The sequence below is a fragment of the Blastococcus sp. TF02-09 genome (genome assembly GCF_003319105.1).
In the GTDB taxonomy this organism is placed as follows: Bacteria; Actinomycetota; Actinomycetes; order Mycobacteriales; family Geodermatophilaceae; genus Blastococcus.
This window is the reverse complement of sequence record NZ_QOHH01000003.1, coordinates 145,692-162,983: the sequence shown is the minus strand read 5'-3', so window position 1 is coordinate 162,983 and position 17,292 is coordinate 145,692. Positions and strand designations below refer to the sequence as shown.

The following is a 17,292-nucleotide window of genomic DNA, read 5'->3' as shown; positions in this document are numbered from 1 at the left end:
CGGCTCTCCGCAGTGCCGTCCGCCGAACCCCTTGACCCACCGGCCCGGGCCCTCAGCCCCGCCTGCCTCCTCCGGAGGCCCAGGCGCCGCCGACGACGGGAGTGACATGTCCGACCCCACCGCCCCCGCCGCCCGCAAGTCAGCCGTGCCGTTCTCCGCGGTGCCCGCTGCTTCCGGCCTGTACGACCCGGCGAACGACAAGGACGCCTGTGGCGTGGCCTTCGTGGCCGACGCGCGCGGCCGCCGGTCGCGCGACATCGTCGCCAAGGGCCTCACCGCCCTGCACAACCTCGACCACCGCGGTGCCGCCGGCGCCGAGCCCAACTCGGGCGACGGCGCCGGGATCCTGACCCAGGTGCCCGACGCGCTGCTGCGCGCCAGCGTCGACTTCGACCTGCCGCCGGCCGGCGAGTACGCCGTCGGCATCGCCTTCATGCCCGCCGACGACGCCGAGCGCGCCGCCCGCGTCGAGGACGTCGCCCGCCTCGCCGACGAGGAGGGCCTGACCGTCCTCGGCTGGCGGGACGTGCCCATCGACCCCGAGGGCGCCGACCTCGGCCCCACGGCCCGCGCCGTCATGCCGCACTTCGCGCAGCTGTTCGTCGCCGAGACGATGGGCGCCCGCGCCGACGAGAAGGCCTTCGGCGGCAACGTCGAGTGCCACGGCGTCACCCGGCTCGAGCGGCGCTCGTTCGTGCTGCGCAAGCGGGCCGAGCGTGCCGCGGTCGACGCGGGCAGCTCGCTGTACATCGCCTCGCTGTCGTCGCGGACGATCACCTACAAGGGCATGCTGACCACCGACCAGCTGCCGCTGTTCTTCCCCGACCTGCGCGACGAGCGCTACGAGTCGGCGATCGCGCTGGTGCACAGCCGGTTCTCGACCAACACCTTCCCGAGCTGGCCGCTGGCCCACCCGTTCCGCTTCATCGCGCACAACGGCGAGATCAACACGATCAAGGGCAACCGCAACCGCATGCGGGCCCGCGAGGCGAAGCTCGCCACCGAGCTGTTCGACGGCCCGGCGGGCCCGGCCTCCGAGCTCGGCCTGGAGCGGATCTTCCCCGTCACGGCCGGCGACTTCAGCGACTCGGCGACCTTCGACGAGGTGCTCGAGCTGCTGCACCTGTCGGGCCGCTCGCTGCCGCACGCCGTCCTCATGATGATCCCGGAGGCGTGGGAGAACCACGACGAGATGGACCCGGCCCGCCGGGCCTTCTACCGGTTCCACTCCTCGATCATGGAGCCCTGGGACGGGCCGGCCGCGGTCTGCTTCACCGACGGCACGCTCATCGGCGCCGTCCTCGACCGCAACGGGCTGCGTCCCGGGCGCTGGTGGCACACCAAGGACGACCTCGTCGTCCTGGCCAGCGAGGTCGGCGTGCTCGACATCCCGGCCGCCGACGTCGTGGCCAAGGGCCGGCTGCAGCCGGGCCGCATGTTCCTCGTCGACACCGCCGCGGGGCGGATCATTTCCGACGAGGAGGTCAAGGGCGCCCTGGCCGCCGAGCACCCCTACGACGACTGGCTGCACGCCGGCCTCGTGCACTTGCCCACGCTGCCCGAGCGGCGCCGGTCGCGGCCCAGCCACGAGTCCGTCGTCCGGCGGCAGGCGCTGTTCGGCTACACGGAGGAGGAGCTGCGCGTCCTCATCCAGCCGATGGCGTCCTCGGGTGCGGAGCCGATCGGCTCCATGGGCACCGACACCCCCATCGCGGCGCTGTCGGACCGGTCGCGGCTGCTCTACGACTACTTCGGGCAGCTGTTCGCCCAGGTGACCAACCCGCCGCTGGACGCCATCCGCGAGGAGCTGGTGACCAGCCTCGGGCGCACCTTCGGGCCCGAGCAGAACCTGCTGCAGGCCACCCCCGCGTCCTGCCGCCAGGTCTTCCTGCCGTTCCCGGTCATCGACAACGACGAGCTGGCCAAGATCCTGCACATCGACGACGACGGCGACCTGCCCGGGTACGCCGCCGTCCGGATCACCGGCCACTTCGACGTCAAGGGCGGCGGCCCCGCCCTCGCCCAGGCCGTCGAGGACCTGCGGACCAAGGTCTCCAAGGCGATCGCGGCCGGCGCGCGCACGATCGTGCTATCCGACCGCGACTGCGACGAGCAGCGCGCGCCGATCCCGTCGCTGCTGATGACCGCCGCCGTGCACCACCACCTGGTGCGCGAGAAGACCCGCATGGAGATCGGGCTGGTCGTCGAGTCCGGCGACGCCCGCGAGGTCCACCACATCGCGCTGCTGCTCGGCTACGGCGCGGCCGCGGTCAACCCCTACCTGGCCTTCGAGTCGATCGAGGACCTCATCCGCGACGGTGCGCTCACCGGCGTGGAGCCCGCCCAGGCCGTGCGCAACATGGTCAAGGCGCTGGGCAAGGGCGTCCTCAAGGTCATGAGCAAGATGGGCATCAGCACCGTCGGCTCGTACACGATGGCGCAGATCTTCGAGGCCGTGGGCCTGTCCCAGGAGCTGGTCGACGAGTACTTCACCGGCACCTCCGCGCCCCTGGGCGGCGTCGGCATCGACGTCCTCGCCGAGGAGGTGGCCATGCGCCACCGCCGGGCGTACCCGGAGAACCCCACCGAGCGGGCGCACCGCCGTCTCGAGGTGGGCGGGGAGTACCAGTGGCGCCGCGAGGGGGAGATCCACCTCTTCAACCCCGAGACGGTGTTCCTGCTCCAGCACGCCACCCGGTCGCGGCAGTACGACGTCTTCCGGAAGTACACCGAGACCGTCGACGAGCTGTCGGAGAACGCCGGCACGCTGCGCGGGCTGTTCACGCTGCGCAACGGCGTCCGCCCGCCCGTGCCGATCGACGAGGTCGAGCCGGTCAGCGAGATCGTCAAGCGCTTCCAGACCGGCGCGATGAGCTACGGCTCCATCTCGCAGGAGTCGCACGAGACCCTCGCGATCGCCATGAACCGGCTGGGCGGCAAGTCCAACACCGGTGAGGGGGGCGAGGACCCCGACCGGTTCACCCCCGACCCGAACGGCGACCTGCGCCGCTCGGCGATCAAGCAGGTGGCCAGCGGCCGGTTCGGCGTCACCAGCGAGTACCTGGTCAACGCCGACGACATCCAGATCAAGATGGCGCAGGGGGCCAAGCCCGGCGAGGGCGGCCAGCTGCCCGGCGGCAAGGTGTACCCGTGGGTGGCGCGCACCCGGCACTCGACGCCGGGCGTCGGCCTGATCAGCCCGCCGCCGCACCACGACATCTACTCGATCGAGGACCTCAAGCAGCTCATCCACGACCTGAAGAACGCGAACGACCAGGCGCGGATCAACGTCAAGCTGGTCGCCGAGGTCGGTGTCGGCACCGTGGCCGCGGGCGTCAGCAAGGCGCACGCGGACCTCGTGCTGATCTCCGGTCACGACGGCGGGACCGGTGCGGCTCCGCTGACCTCGCTCAAGCACGCCGGCTCCCCGTGGGAGCTGGGCCTGGCCGAGACGCAGCAGACGCTGCTGGCCAACGGGCTGCGCGACCGGATCACCGTCCAGGCCGACGGCCAGATGAAGACCGGCCGCGACGTGATCATCGCCGCGCTGCTGGGCGCCGAGGAGTACGGCTTCGCCACCGCTCCGCTGGTCGTCGCCGGCTGCGTGATGATGCGGGTCTGCCACCTTGACACCTGCCCGGTGGGCGTGGCCACGCAGAACCCGGAGCTGCGCAAGCGGTTCACCGGCCGGCCGGAGTTCGTCGTCACCTTCTTCGAGTTCCTGGCCGAGCAGGTGCGCGAGTACCTCGCCGAGCTGGGCTTCCGCTCGCTGGACGAGGCGATCGGGCGCGCCGAGCTGCTGGACACCCGCCAGGCGGTGGACCACTGGAAGGCCGCGGGCCTAGACCTCAGCCCGCTGCTGGTCGTGCCGGAGCTCCCCGAGGGGACGCCGTTGCGCAAGGTCCGCGACCAGGACCACGGCCTCGACGTCGCCCTGGACCAGACCCTGATCCAGCTGTGCGAGGGGGCGCTGCTCGACGCGCGGCCGGTGAGCCTCGAGCTGCCGGTGCGCAACGTCAACCGCACGGTCGGCACCATGCTGGGCTCGATGGTGACCCGCCGCTTCGGTGGCGAGGGCCTGCCCGACGGCACCATCGACCTCACCTTCGGCGGGTCGGCCGGGCAGTCGTTCGGCGCCTTCGTGCCGCGCGGCATCACCATGCGGCTGTACGGCGACGCGAACGACTACGTCGGCAAGGGCCTGTCCGGCGGGCGGATCGTGGTGCGGCCCTCGCGCGAGGCGCCGTTCGCCGCCGAGGACAACGTCATCGCCGGCAACGTCATCGGCTACGGGGCCACGGGCGGGGAGATCTTCCTGCGCGGCCGTGTCGGCGAGCGCTTCTGCGTCCGCAACTCCGGTGCGCTCGCCGTCGTCGAGGGCGTGGGCGACCACGCGCTCGAGTACATGACCGGCGGCCGCGCGGTGATCCTGGGCGCCACCGGCCGCAACATCGCGGCCGGCATGTCCGGGGGCATCGGCTACGTGCTCGACCTGGCCCGCCACCGGGTGAACGGCGAGATGGTCGACATCGAGCCGCTGGACGGCGAGGACGCGCAGTGGCTGCGCGACGTGCTGGTGCGCTACGCCGCGGAGACCGAGTCGCCGGTGGCCACCGCGCTGCTGGCCGACTGGGGCCGCTGGTCGGCGCAGTTCAGCGTGATCATGCCGCGGGACTACAAGCGGGCGCTGGACGCGCAGCGCATGGCCGAGGCCAACGGAACGGATGTCGACGTGGCGGTTATGGAGGCGGCTCGTGGCTGACACCACCGGATTCCTGAAGTTCGACCGGGCGATGCCTCCGCGGCGCCCCGTCGAGGTCCGCATCCGGGACTGGAAGGACGTCTACGTCGCCCGGCAGAACGGCGAGGACCCGCTCTTCCCGACGGCCGAGGTGCGCAAGCAGGCGGCCCGCTGCATGGACTGCGGCATCCCGTTCTGCCACCACGCGTGCCCGGTGGCCAACCTGATCCCCGAGTGGAACGACCTGGCCCGCCGCGACGACTGGCACGACGCCATCGAGCGGCTGCACGCGACGAACAACTTCCCGGAGTTCACCGGGAAGCTCTGCCCGGCGCCGTGCGAGGGCTCCTGCGTGCTGAACCTGCAGGAGTCGCCGGTCACCATCAAGCAGATCGAGTGGGAGATCATCGACCGCGCCTGGGACGAGGGCTGGGTCGAGCCGCAGGCACCCACCGAGCGGACCGGCAAGAAGGTCGCCGTCGTCGGCTCGGGCCCCGCGGGCCTGGCCGCCGCCCAGCAGCTCACCCGGGCCGGGCACGACGTCACCGTCTTCGAGCGCGCCGACCGCGTCGGCGGGCTGCTCCGGTACGGCATCCCGGAGTTCAAGATGGAGAAGTCCGTCCTGGACCGGCGGCTGGACCAGATGCGCGCCGAGGGCACCCGCTTCGTCACCGGCGTCGAGGTCGGCGGTTCGGGCGAGGACGACCTGTCCACCGAGCAGCTGCGCAGCGAGTACGACGCCGTCGTGCTGGCCGGCGGCGCGACCGTCGGGCGCGACCTGCCCGCCCCGGGCCGGGAGCTCGCCGGCATCCACCTCGCGATGGAGTACCTGCCCTACGGCAACCGGCAGGCGCTCGGCGAGCTGAACGACCCGCCGATCAACGCGGCCGGCAAGCGCGTGGTGATCATCGGTGGCGGTGACACCGGCGCCGACTGCCTGGGCACCGCGCACCGCCAGGGCGCCGCCTCGGTCACCCAGCTGGAGATCATGCCGGCGCCGCCGGACCGCCGGGAGCAGGCCAGCAACCCGTGGCCGACCTACCCGATGATCATGCGTGTCTCCAGTGCGCACGAGGAGGGCGGCGAGCGGCTCTACTCGGTCAACACCGAGCGGTTCGTGGGCGACGACTCGGGCCACGTGCGGGCGTTGCTGCTGCACGAGGTCGAGCGGGTCGACGGCCGGTTCCAGAAGGTCGAGGGCACCGAGCGCGAGCTCCCCGCCGACCTGGTCTTCCTGGCCATGGGCTTCACCGGTGCCCAGCGCGAGGGGCTGCTCGAGGACCTCGGCGTGGAGATGGACCAGCGCGACAACGTCGTCCGCGACAGCGAGTTCATGTCCACGGTCCCCGGGGTGTTCGTGGCCGGCGACATGGGCCGCGGGCAGTCGCTCATCGTGTGGGCGATCGCCGAGGGCCGCGCCGCGGCGGGTGCCGCCGACGCCTGGCTCACCGGCGCGTCGGCGCTGCCCCGGCCGGTCGAGCCCACCGCCGTCGCACTGCGCTAGAAGTCACGGGGCGGCCCGGGGCCCGGTACCTGCGGGTACCGGGCCGCCCCACTAGCGTTCTGACCATGTCCCGCCGCGCCAAGATCGTCTGCACATTGGGTCCGGCCACCAGCTCCCTGGAGCAGGTGACGGCACTCGTCGAGTCCGGCATGGACGTCGCCCGGCTCAACTTCAGCCACGGCGAGCACGCCCACCACGCCACCGCCTACGAGCGGGTGCGGGAGGCCTCCGACCGCACCGGGCACGCCGTCGCCGTGCTGGCCGACCTCCAGGGCCCCAAGATCCGACTCGGCACGTTCGCCGACGGCCCGGTCGAGTGGCCCACCGGCAGCCAGGTCGTCATCACCGTGGACGACGTCGAGGGCACCGCCGCCCGCGTCTCCACCACCTACAAGGACCTCGCCAACGACGTCCAGGTCGGCGACCGCCTGCTGGTCGACGACGGCAAGCTCGCCCTGACCGTGCTGTCGGTCCAGGGCCCCGACGTGGTCTGCCTGGTCATCGAGGGCGGGCCGGTGTCGAACAACAAGGGCCTGTCGCTGCCCGGCGTCGCGGTCAGCGTGCCCGCGCTGTCGGACAAGGACGAGCTCGACCTGCGCTTCGCGCTGCGGCTGGGCGTGGACTTCATCGCGCTGTCCTTCGTCCGCTCGGCCTCCGACGCCGAGCTGGTGCGCGAGATCATGCGGCAGGAGGACATCGAGGTCCCGATCATCGCCAAGCTGGAGAAGCCCGAGGCGGTCGAGCGGCTCGACGAGATCGTGGAGGCCTTCGACGGCATCATGGTGGCCCGCGGCGACCTCGGCGTGGAGCTGCCGCTGGAGCGGGTGCCGGTGGTGCAGAAGCGGGCGATCCAGGCGGCGCGCGAGCGCAACAAGCCGGTCATCGTGGCCACCCAGATGCTCGAGTCCATGATCCAGAACTCCCGGCCGACGCGTGCCGAGGCCTCCGACGTCGCCAACGCGGTGCTCGACGGCGCGGACGCGGTGATGCTCTCCGGCGAGACCTCGGTGGGTGCGCACCCGATCGCCGCGGTGCGCACCATGGAACGGATCATCGACGCGGTCGAGAGCGACCACATGCCCGTCCCCGAGATCGAGCGTCGCTCGCGGTCCCGCTCGGGCGCGATCGTGCGCGCGGCCAAGGACGTCGGCGAGGCGCTCGACGTCAAGGCGCTGGCCACCTTCACCCAGACCGGCGAGACGGCGCGCCGGTTGTCGGCCCTGCACCCGCACCAGCCGCTGCTGGCCTTCACCGTCGACGCCCGGGTGCGCAGCCAGCTGGCGCTGTCGTGGGGCGTGGAGACGTTCCTGGTCCCCGAGGTCTCCCACACCGACGACATGGTCGCCCAGGTGGACTTCTCGCTGCTGTCCATCGGCCGGCTCAAGGTGGGGGACCGGGTCGTGGTCGTGGCCGGCAGCCCGCCGAACACCGTCGGCTCCACGAACCTGATGCGCGTGCACGAGGTCGGGACCGACTCGTGACCGGGGGGAGCACGCAGGCCGCGGAGCTGCTGTCGGTGCTCGCGCTCGAGGAGCGCGAGCCGGACCTCTTCGTCGGCAAGACGCCGGAGACGACGATGCAGCGCATCTTCGGCGGGCAGGTGGCCGGCCAGGCGCTGATGGCCGCCGCCTCGACGCTGCCGGAGGGGCGCGACGTGCACTCGCTGCACTCCTACTTCCTGCGGCCCGGCGACCCGAACGAGGAGATCCGCTACGCCGTCGAGCGGATGCGCGACGGCCGGACCTTCAGCACCCGGCGGGTGGTGGCCTGGCAGCGCCGCGGCGAGAAGGACGTCGCGATCTTCGCGCTGACGGCCGACGCCTCGACGGGGGAGGAGCCGTACGCCGAGCACGCGCTGCCCATGCCCGACGTGCCGGCGCCGGAGACCCTGCCCACGTTTCTCGAGCTGCTGGCGAACCGGGCCGACGGGGGGCGGGTGGCCAGGAGCATCGGCATGGCGGTGGAGCAGCGGATGCTCGAGCACCCCTTCGACCGCCCGCCGAAGACCTACCCGGACACGAAGTCCTGGACCTGGATGAAGGTCGCCGGCGAGCTGCCCGGGGACCAGGCGGTGCACGCAGCCGCGCTCACCTTCGCCAGCGACCTGAGCCTGCTGGGTGCGGGGACCGCGCGCATGGGCGGCGGCTGGGGACGCACGGCGGGCTCGAGCCTGGACCACGCGGTGTGGTTCCACCAGCCGGTGCGGGCCGACGAGTGGTTCCTCTACGAGACCGACAGCCCGGCGGCGTCCCACGGGCGGGCGCTGTGCTTCGGCCAGATCTGGGCCGCCGACGGCACCCACGTGGCCACCGTGACGCAGCAGGGCCTCATCCGGCCGCTGCCGAGGTGAGCGCGCGGGGGCCGGTCCGGCCCCCGCCCGCCCCTCACGCCGACGGGAGGTCCTCCTGGGCGGCGGCCTGCGCGGCGGTCTCGTCCTGCGCGGCCGGTCGCTCGACGTCGGCCGTCGCCTCGGCGGCCTCGCGCTCGGCGGCGATGCGCGACTGTTCCTCGGCGCGCGCGGCGGCCTCGCGGGCCTGCTCCGCGGCCTGCTCGGCGAAATCGGCGGCGAGCCAGTCGTGGTTCTCGCACAGCAGCGCCCACGCCCGCTCCACGTGCTCGCGGGTGGTGGTGGGCGCGCCGACGGCCACCCGCAGCACCACCGCGCCGCGCACCGTGGTGTGGGTCAGGAACACCTCGCCGCCGTCGTTGAGCCGCTCGAGCAGCGTCATGCTGGCGACGTCGGCGTCCACACCTGCCGGCCAGCGCGGGGTGAGGCACACCAGCGACAGCGGGTGGGGGGTGAGGACGTCGAAGCGCTCGTCGGCCTCGGCCCAGCCGGCGAGCTCCTGCGCGAGCGCGACCGAGCTGCGGATGTGCGCGCGCAGCCCCTCGGCGCCGTACCAGCGCAGCACGAACCACAGCTTGAGCGCCCGGAAGCGGCGGCCCAGCGAGATCTGCCAGTCGCGGTAGTCGACGACGGCACCGGCGTCGGTGGCGGCGTTGCGCAGGTACTCGGGGAGGATCGCCAGCGCCCCGGTCAGGGCGGCGCGGTCGGCGACCCAGAACAGGGTGGCGTCGAAGCCGGTGAGCAGCCACTTGTGCGCGTCGGTTGTGTAGCTGTCGGCCCACTCCACGCCGTGCTGCAGGCCGCGCAGCTCGGGGGCGACGGCGCTGACGCCGGCGTAGGCGGCGTCGACGTGCAGCCAGGCGCCGTGCTTCTGGCAGATCGGGCCGATCACCGCCAGCGGGTCGACGGCGGTGGTCGAGGTGGTGCCCACCGTGGCGCAGACCAGCACCGGCGTGTAGCCGCGGGCCACGTCGCGTTCCATGCGGGAGGCGAGCGCGCCGGGGTTCATGGCCAGGTCGCCGTCGACCTCCACGATGCGGACGGCGTCGCTGCCCAGGCCGGCGATGCGCACGGCCTTCTCCATCGAGGAGTGGGTCTCGGCCGAGACGTAGACGGTGGCCCGCTCGGGCTCCACGCCTCGGCGCACCGTGCCGCCGCCGCTGGCGCGGTGGAGGGCGGCGAGCAGCGCGACCAGGTTGGCTCCCGAGCTGGAGTCCTGGACGACGCCGCCGCCGGTGGAGGAGGAGCGGAAGGACTCCGGCAGCCCGAGCAGCTCGGCGAACCAGTCCATGACGTGCTGCTCGAGCTCGGTGGCGGCGGGGCTGGTCACCCAGGACATGCCCTGGACGCCGAGCCCGGCCGAGACGAGGTCGCCGAGCACCGAGGGCCCGGAGGTGTTGGCGGGGAAGTACCCGAAGAAGCCGGGGTGCTGCCAGTGCGTGAGGCCGGGGACGACCACGCGGTCGAGGTCGGCGAGGACGTCGGCGAAGGGCTCGCCCTGCTCCGGGGGAGCGGTGGGCAGCGCCGCCCGCACGTCACCCGGCGCGACGGTCGACCGCACGGGGAAGGACCCGATGCGCGTCCAGTAGTCAGCGATCCAGTCGACGACCTCGTGGCCGTGCTGCCGGAACTGCTCGGGGGTCATGTGCGGCGCGGGCTCGGTCACCAGCCCACCCTAGGGAGTGGCCGCACCCCCACCGGCACACCCCGAGTACCGCGGTACGGCAGCGAGTACCGCCATCCAGCGCGGTTGCGAGCACTCCACCGCGGTAGCGGCGCGGCCACGGGCATCAGCCCAGGTCCCTCTCGTGCAGCAGCGCCCGGACGCCCAGGGTTCGTCGCGTGCGGTGCTCGACCAGCGCGTCGACGATGACGGCCGCGCCCAGCCACGTCGCGCCCGCCTCGTCGACCAGCCTCTTCGCGCCGAGTGCCTGCCCACCCGTGGCGACCCAGTCGTCGACCAGGAGAACTCGATCGGTCGTCCGGACGAGCGCCCGCCGGAAGCCGAGCTCCAGGTGGCGATCGCGGTAATCCGGCGGGGTCGTCACCGTCAACCACTGGTCGCTGTCCGCCGCCGGGCCGGGGTCCTTGCGCACCTCGACCAGTCCGACCCGGAGTTCGCGGGCCACCAGCGCGCCCAGCAGGACGCCGCGGGACGGCAGTCCGAGCACGACCGTCGGCGCCTCGTCGGCGAACAGCCCGGCCAGCGCGGCGCCCAGGTCCTGCAGCATCGCGGGATCCCGCCACCACCCGGTGACGTCGGCTCGAACACCGTCGTCGAGCCGATCGCCGCGCCAGGCGAACGCGGCGCACAGGCGCTCGCGCAGATCAGGCGCAGACATGGGGGCCATGATGACGAACGCCGACGGAGACGACGCGATCGCGCCGGACCGAGCCTCGCCGCGAACCCTCGACCGCGCGGTGTGGTCGTCATCCGCGCCGTGGACGGCGCGTCCCGCTGCGACACCGCGAGGGCGATCTCGCGGCTCGGCCAGTGCCCCCGGTGCGACTCGAACGCACACTGCGCGGGTTTTGAATCCGCTCCCTCTGCCGATTGGGGTACGGGGGCGTGCCGGTGGACCGGCGGCCGGATCAGCCTAGCGGGGGCCCAGGAGGCTCCGACGTCGCTAGGCTCGGCCCGTGAGCAGCGCGCCGGCCAGAGTTGTCATCGCCGAGGACGAAGCACTCATCCGTCTCGATCTCAAGGAGATGCTCGAGGAGGAGGGGTACGAGGTCGTCGCCGAGGTGGGCGACGGGCAGCAGGCGGTCGACCGCGCCGCGGAGCTGGCGCCGGACCTGGTGATCCTCGACATCCAGATGCCGGTGCTGGACGGGCTGTCCGCGGCCGAGCAGATCGCCTCGGCCCGCATCGCCCCGGTGATCGTGCTGACGGCGTTCAGCCAGCGCGAGCTGGTCGAGCGAGCCCGGGACGCCGGCGCCATGGCGTACCTGGTCAAGCCGTTCTCGAAGAATGACCTCGTGCCCGCCATCGAGGTGGCACGCGCCCGGTTCGCGGAGATGTCCGCGCTGGACGGCGAGGTCCGGACGCTGCAGGAGCGGCTGGCGGCCCGGCAGGTGGTCGAGAAGGCCAAGGGCCGGTTGATGGCCGAGCGCGGCATGACCGAGCCGGAGGCCTTCCGCTGGCTGCAGCGCACCGCGATGGACGAGCGGACGTCGATGAAGGCGCTCGCGGAGCGGATCCTCGCCGCCGACGCCCCGCCGGTGCCGGGCAACGCCTGAGCGCCGTTCCGCCCCATCGGTCCAACCGCTCCGATTCGCGTCTTTCCTGCCGATCTTCGGCCAGGGAGCGCCTTCGCCTGCGAAGCGACGGTCGCCATTCGTGCAGCTGTGACGCACGGCGATAGCACCCCGTCCACCGGCGCCGCACCGGGCGATCACGAGACGGTCACGAAACGACCCCGGCCGATCGAACTGGTGCCGGTAGCGCCCTAGTGTTTGCCAGCCGCTCCCACCGGGACGGCAGAACGACCACCGGCGAGGCCGATGCGCGGCCCGCCGATCTGGCTCTGGAGGACATGTGCGTTTCTCGGTCAAGACGGGCGCGCCCCTGCTCGCCATGGCGCTGGCGCTCACCGCCTGCGGCACCTCGGGCGGCGACGACGAGGAGGCCTCGGGCAGCGGTGGCGGCGAGGCCGGCACCTGCGAGGACGTCGCGATCGGCTACTTCGGTGCCCTGACCGGCGCCGCGGCGAATCTCGGCATCAACATCCGCAACGGCGTCGAGCTGGCGGTCAACCAGTTCAACGACGAGAACGCCGACTGCCAGGTGGGCCTGGAGGAGTACGACTCCGCCGGCGACCCCAACCAGGCGACCGGTCTGGCGACCCAGGCGATCGGCGACGAGACCGTCATCGGCATCGTCGGCCCCGCCTTCTCGGGTGAGTCCGACACCGCCGGCCCGATCTTCGCCGAGGGTGGCCTGCCCACCATCACCGCGTCGGCCACGAACCCCGACCTGGCCTCCAACGGCTGGGACACCTTCCACCGCATCCTCGGCAACGACGACAGCCAGGGCCCGGCGGCGGCGTCCTACATCCAGGACGTGCTGCAGAGCCAAAGCGTCTTCGTCGTCGACGACGCCTCGGCCTACGGTGCCGGCCTGGCCACGATCGTCGAGGAGGACCTCGGCGACGCCGTCGTGGGCACCGACACGATCCAGACCGGTCAGACGGACTTCTCCGCGACCGTCACCGCGATCCGCGACTCCGGCGCCGAGGCGGTCTTCTTCGGCGGGTACTACGCCGAGGCCGGCCTGCTGGTCCAGCAGATGCGAGGCGGCGGTGTCGACGCGACGTTCGTCGTCGCCGACGGCGTGAAGGACCCCGGCTTCATCGAGGCCGCCGGTGACGCGGCCGAGGGCACGATCATCACCTGCCCCTGCCTCCCCCCGGAGGAGAGCCAGGAGTTCTTCGACGCCTACCAGGCGGCCTACGACACCGCTCCGGCCACGTACTCGGCCGAGGCCTACGACGCGGCCAACGTGTTCCTCGAGGGCATCCTCGACGGCAACACCGACCGCGAGTCCCTGCTCGAGTGGGTCAACGACTACGACGGTGAGCAGACCACCAAGACCGTGAAGTTCGACGAGGACGGCGAGGTCGAGAACATCACCGTGTGGGCCTACAAGGTGGAGAACGGCGAGATCGTCGCCGACCAGGAGATCGAGACCAACTGATCTACTGCTGACACACCAGGACGCGGCCGGGCCCCCTTGCTGAGGGGACCCGGCCGCGTCGCCACCTGCAACCCGGAGACCCCGTGTCCTTCCTGATCGACAACTTCGTCGAGCTGACCGTCACAGGTCTCGTGCTCGGCGCCGTCTACGGCCTCGTCGCCCTCGGCTACACGCTGGTCTACGGCGTGCTCCAGCTGATCAACTTCGCCCACTCCGAAGTCTGGATGTTCGGCAGCTTCGCGGCGGTCTGGGTGACCGTCGCCCTGGGCGTCGCCCCCGGCAGCGCCCTGCCGATCGTCATCGGTGTCCTGCTGCTGGCCCTGCTCGCGGCGATGGCCGTGAGCGGCGGCGTCGCCCTGCTCCTCGAGCGCGTGGCCTACCGCCGGCTGATCCGGCTGGACGCCCCCAAGCTCGTCGCGCTCATCAGCGCCATCGGCGCCAGCTTCGCGCTGGCGGAGTTCATGGGCCTGCGCGACCGCATCGCCGACTTCTTCGGGCTGCGGGACACGCTGGACCCCTACGTCCGCTCGGCGCGTGACAACACCCGCTTCCAGAACCCCCTCCAGACCGAGGGCGTGTTCACCGTGGGCGGCTACACGGTCAGCAACGTCGACATCATCATCATCGTCAGCGCCATCCTGATGATGGTGGCGCTCGACCAGTTCATCCGTCGCACGCGCACCGGTCGCGGCATCCGCGCGGTCGCGCAGGACTCCGAGGCGGCGGCGCTCATGGGCGTCAACCGCAACCGGATCATCCGCGCGACGTTCCTCGTCGGCGGGATCATGGCCGGTGCGGCCGCGCTGCTTTACCTGATGCGGTTCGGCGTCACCCGCTGGAACGCGGGCTTCCTGCTGGGCGTGAAGGCGTTCACCGCCGCCGTCCTCGGGGGCATCGGCAACATCCGCGGTGCGCTGCTGGGCGGGTTCGTGCTCGGCCTCGCGGAGAACTACGGTTCTGCCCTGATCGGTTCCGAGTGGCGCGACGTCGTCGCGTTCCTCCTGCTGGTCGTCATCCTGCTGTTCCGGCCCACCGGACTGCTCGGCGAGAGCCTGGGGAGGGCCCGCGCATGACCCAGGGAAAGGCATCCCCCGACACCGAGTCGGCGGTCGCACGCTCCGGAGGCCGGGGCCCGCGCCTGGGCTGGGACCGCGGTGCGCTCGCGCAGCGCGTCGCCGGGCTGCCCAGGCCGGTGAAGCTGGCCCTGACCGGCCTGTTCGTGCTGTTCCTCTACGCCCTGCCGCTGCTCGAGATCCCGCTGATCAGCACGCCGGACACCGACTTCGGCGCGGTGCTGTTCACCGTGGCGAGCTACGTGCTCGTCGCGCTGGGGCTGAACATCGTCCTGGGCTACGCCGGCCTGCTCGACCTGGGCTACGTCGGCTTCTACGCGATCGGCGCGTACACGGTGGCGGTCTTCGGCTCCCTCCAGGCGCAGCTGTCCTGGTGGGTGCTCATCCCGCTGGCCGTGTTCCTCACGACGATCTCCGGCGTCCTGCTGGGTGCGCCGACCCTGCGCGTGCGCGGTGACTACCTCGCGATCGTGACGCTCGGGTTCGGCGAGATCATCCGGCTGACCGCCCTGAACACCGAGTGGCTCGGCGCGGCCCGGGGCATCACCGGGGTGCCGCGGCCCCCCAGCGTGGAACTGTTCGACATCCCGCACCTCCAGTGGTCGGGTGCGACGGCGGTCGTCGACCTCGACGACACGACGACGTTCCTCGTCTTCGGCGTGGCCGACCAGGCGCCCTACTACTGGTTGATGCTCACGGTCATCTTCCTCGTGCTGGGTGCCGACCGGATGCTGCGGCTCTCGCGCATCGGCCGGGCGTGGGAGGCCACCCGCGAGGACGAGGACGCCGCCGAGCTCATGGGCGTGCCGACGTTCAAGTTCAAGCTGCTCGCGTTCGCCTGCGGAGCGTTCATCGGTGGGCTCTCCGGCGCGCTGTTCGCCTCGCGCCAGGGGTTCATCAACCCCGAGTCGTTCCTGCTGCTGCTGAGCATCCTGTTCGTCGCCGCCGTCGTCGTCGGTGGTGCCGGCAACCGGTACGGCGTCATCCTGGGCGCCATCGTGGTGGCCTACCTGCCGGAGCGCTTCCGCGGTTTCGAGGAGTGGCGCCTGCTGGTCTTCGGGCTGGCCCTGCTGATCCTGGCGAACTACCGGCCGCAGGGACTCATCCCGCCGCGGCGCGCCCGGCGCGCGCAGGCCGTCGACGAGCAACTAGACGCCCTCGAGGAGGGAACCGCCCGTGCCTAGCACCGCCCTGGAGGCGCAGCCCACCGCCCGCAACGGAGCGGCGCTGCTGTCCCTGGACGACGTCAGCATCCAGTTCGGAGGCCTCAAGGCGCTGGACGGCGTCAGCTTCGATGTCCGCGAGGGCGAGATCCTCGGGCTCATCGGGCCGAACGGCGCCGGCAAGACGACGTGCTTCAACGTGATGACCGGCGTCTACCAGCCCACCTCCGGCGAGGTCCGCTTCGCCGGGGAGCCGCTGGGCCGCCGCAAGCGCTTCGCGATCACCCGGCTCGGCATCGCGCGCACGTTCCAGAACATCCGGCTGTTCGGCAACATGACGGCGCTGGAGAACGTCCTGGTCGGTGCCGACGCCCACCACCGCACCAACGTCATCGACGCGCTCGTGCGGTCGCCGCGGCACCGCCGCGAGGAGCGCGAGGGCGAGCAGACCGCTCGCGAGGTCATGCGGTTCCTCGGGCTGGAGCGGCGGGCCGACGAGCTGGCGCGCAACCTCTCCTACGGCGAGCAGCGCCGCCTGGAGATCGCCCGCGCCATGGCGACCAAGCCGCGGCTGCTCTGCTTGGACGAGCCGGCCGCGGGCTTCAACCCCGCCGAGAAGGCCCAGCTGATGGACCTGATCCGGCGGATTCGCGACCGCGGCCTCACCGTGCTGCTGATCGAGCACGACATGGGCCTGGTCATGGGGGTCAGCGACCGCGTCGCCGTCCTCGAGTTCGGCCGCAAGATCGCCGAGGGGTCGCCCGCCGAGGTCCGCAGCGACCCGGCGGTCATCGCCGCCTACCTCGGCACCGAGGCCGACGACGTCGAGGATTTCCACCAGGAGGGGACGCTCTGATGCTGCTCGAGGTCGACGGGCTGTGCGTCAACTACGGGCGCATCGAGGCCATCCGCGACATCACCTTCAGCGTCGAGCAGGGGTCGATGGTCACCCTCATCGGCGCGAACGGCGCGGGCAAGACGACGACGCTGAAGACCCTGTCGGGGCTGCGCAAGGTGCGGGCCGGCTCGGTCCGGTTCCAGGGCAAGGACATCACCCACATGGCCTCGCACGAGCGGGTGCCGCTGGGGATCAGCCAGTCGCCCGAGGGCCGGCGCATCTTCCCGGGCATGAGCGTCGTCGAGAACCTGGACATGGGCGCCTACTCGCGGGCCGACCGGGCGAAGACGCGCTCGGGGGACCTCGAGCGGGTCTTCGGGCTGTTCCCGCGGCTCCACGAGCGGCGGGACCAGCTGGCCGGGACGATGTCCGGCGGTGAGCAGCAGATGCTGGCCATCGGCCGGGCGCTCATGTCCCGCCCCACGCTGCTGCTGCTCGACGAGCCGTCGATGGGGCTCGCGCCGAAGCTGATCCAGCAGATCTTCTCGATCATCATCGACATCCGCGAGCAGGGCACCACGGTCCTGCTGGTGGAGCAGAACGCCGCGCAGGCGTTGAAGATCGCCGACAAGGCCTACATCCTGGAGACCGGCGAGGTGGTCCGCACCGGCACCGGTCAGGAGCTGGCGGCCGACGACAGCGTCCGGGCTGCCTACCTCGGTGGGGACGTCTGACCCGCTGACGCAGCAGCTCCGCCGGGGCCCGGGTGTCGAGCGGACACCCGGGCCCCGTCGCGTCCGGCCCGACCCGGTTGCTCACCGTGCGGTCGCGACTCGCACCGCGCGTCCCGTCCGTCACACCGGGCGGCGCGTCGTCGCTTCCGGTCGTGCACGCCGGTGCACGCTGCGCTCAACTCGTCAGGGGAGGCAG

General features: G+C 72.1%; 12 protein-coding genes and 1 tRNA gene. 10 read left to right on the top strand and 3 right to left on the bottom strand.

Annotation, left to right across the window (positions count from 1 at the left end; translation table 11 throughout):
• Positions 1 to 106: 106 nt before the first annotated feature.
• The 4 genes from gltB to DQ239_RS05790 all read left to right on the top strand — a co-directional run bounded on the left by gltB (position 107) and on the right by DQ239_RS05790 (position 8,595).
• Positions 107 to 4,762, top strand: coding sequence for a glutamate synthase large subunit (gene gltB / locus DQ239_RS05805; protein WP_233488802.1), 4,656 nt, complete (start codon positions 107 to 109; stop codon positions 4,760 to 4,762).
• Complete coding sequence (locus tag DQ239_RS05800; RefSeq protein WP_113833463.1) at positions 4,755 to 6,245, top strand: glutamate synthase subunit beta; 1,491 nt, start codon at positions 4,755 to 4,757, stop codon at positions 6,243 to 6,245. The genes gltB and DQ239_RS05800 overlap by 8 nt, the downstream gene beginning before the upstream one ends.
• A gap of 65 nt (positions 6,246 to 6,310) precedes the next feature.
• Positions 6,311 to 7,726 carry a pyruvate kinase gene (gene pyk, locus DQ239_RS05795; protein ID WP_113833462.1) on the top strand — a complete coding sequence of 472 codons (1,416 nt, stop codon included), beginning with the start codon at positions 6,311 to 6,313 and terminating at the stop codon, positions 7,724 to 7,726.
• Complete coding sequence (locus tag DQ239_RS05790) at positions 7,723 to 8,595, top strand: acyl-CoA thioesterase II (protein ID WP_233488800.1); 873 nt, start codon at positions 7,723 to 7,725, stop codon at positions 8,593 to 8,595. The genes pyk and DQ239_RS05790 overlap by 4 nt, the downstream gene beginning before the upstream one ends.
• Before the next feature lie 34 nt (positions 8,596 to 8,629).
• Here the strand turns inward: DQ239_RS05790 and DQ239_RS05785 are convergent, their stop codons facing one another.
• The 3 genes from DQ239_RS05785 to DQ239_RS05775 all read right to left on the bottom strand — a co-directional run bounded on the left by DQ239_RS05785 (position 8,630) and on the right by DQ239_RS05775 (position 11,161).
• Positions 8,630 to 10,258: a pyridoxal-dependent decarboxylase gene (locus DQ239_RS05785; protein WP_233488798.1), complete on the bottom strand. Its 1,629-nt coding sequence runs from the start codon at positions 10,256 to 10,258 to the stop codon at positions 8,630 to 8,632.
• Between the two features lie 124 nt (positions 10,259 to 10,382).
• Positions 10,383 to 10,934, bottom strand: coding sequence for a phosphoribosyltransferase family protein (locus tag DQ239_RS05780; RefSeq protein WP_113833461.1), 552 nt, complete (start codon positions 10,932 to 10,934; stop codon positions 10,383 to 10,385).
• Positions 10,935 to 11,087: 153 nt separating this feature from the next.
• A tRNA-Leu gene (locus tag DQ239_RS05775) sits at positions 11,088 to 11,161 on the bottom strand.
• A gap of 71 nt (positions 11,162 to 11,232) precedes the next feature.
• Between DQ239_RS05775 and DQ239_RS05770 the strand changes: the two genes are divergently transcribed.
• The 6 genes from DQ239_RS05770 (at position 11,233) to DQ239_RS05745 (ending at position 17,096) form a co-directional block, all read left to right on the top strand.
• The gene (locus tag DQ239_RS05770; protein WP_113833460.1) at positions 11,233 to 11,832 is read left to right on the top strand and encodes a response regulator; all 600 of its coding nucleotides are present in this window, start codon (positions 11,233 to 11,235) and stop codon (positions 11,830 to 11,832) included.
• A gap of 298 nt (positions 11,833 to 12,130) precedes the next feature.
• Positions 12,131 to 13,288 carry a branched-chain amino acid ABC transporter substrate-binding protein gene (locus DQ239_RS05765; RefSeq protein WP_199582708.1) on the top strand — a complete coding sequence of 386 codons (1,158 nt, stop codon included), beginning with the start codon at positions 12,131 to 12,133 and terminating at the stop codon, positions 13,286 to 13,288.
• An 83-nt stretch (positions 13,289 to 13,371) separates the two neighbouring features.
• Positions 13,372 to 14,361, top strand: a complete 990-nt coding sequence (locus tag DQ239_RS05760) for a branched-chain amino acid ABC transporter permease (RefSeq protein ID WP_113833459.1) — start codon at positions 13,372 to 13,374, stop codon at positions 14,359 to 14,361.
• The gene (locus DQ239_RS05755) at positions 14,358 to 15,545 is read left to right on the top strand and encodes a branched-chain amino acid ABC transporter permease (protein ID WP_113833458.1); all 1,188 of its coding nucleotides are present in this window, start codon (positions 14,358 to 14,360) and stop codon (positions 15,543 to 15,545) included. Before DQ239_RS05760 ends, DQ239_RS05755 begins: the two co-directional genes overlap by 4 nt.
• Entirely contained in the window at positions 15,538 to 16,380 is an 843-nt protein-coding gene (locus DQ239_RS05750; protein WP_113833457.1) for an ABC transporter ATP-binding protein, read from the top strand. Before DQ239_RS05755 ends, DQ239_RS05750 begins: the two co-directional genes overlap by 8 nt.
• The gene (locus DQ239_RS05745) at positions 16,380 to 17,096 is read left to right on the top strand and encodes an ABC transporter ATP-binding protein (protein WP_199582706.1); all 717 of its coding nucleotides are present in this window, start codon (positions 16,380 to 16,382) and stop codon (positions 17,094 to 17,096) included. Before DQ239_RS05750 ends, DQ239_RS05745 begins: the two co-directional genes overlap by 1 nt.
• Positions 17,097 to 17,292 lie beyond the last annotated feature (196 nt).

Bases quoted from the DNA above. Each gene is read 5' to 3' on its own strand.
- gltB (WP_233488802.1), top strand. From the start codon at position 107: ATGTCCGACCCCACCGCCCCCGCCGCCCGCAAGTCAGCCGTGCCGTTC.
- pyk (WP_113833462.1), top strand. From the start codon at position 6,311: ATGTCCCGCCGCGCCAAGATCGTCTGCACATTGGGTCCGGCCACCAGC.
- DQ239_RS05780 (WP_113833461.1), bottom strand. From the start codon at position 10,934: ATGTCTGCGCCTGATCTGCGCGAGCGCCTGTGCGCCGCGTTCGCCTGG.
- DQ239_RS05755 (WP_113833458.1), top strand. From the start codon at position 14,358: ATGACCCAGGGAAAGGCATCCCCCGACACCGAGTCGGCGGTCGCACGC.
- DQ239_RS05745 (WP_199582706.1), top strand. From the start codon at position 16,380: ATGCTGCTCGAGGTCGACGGGCTGTGCGTCAACTACGGGCGCATCGAG.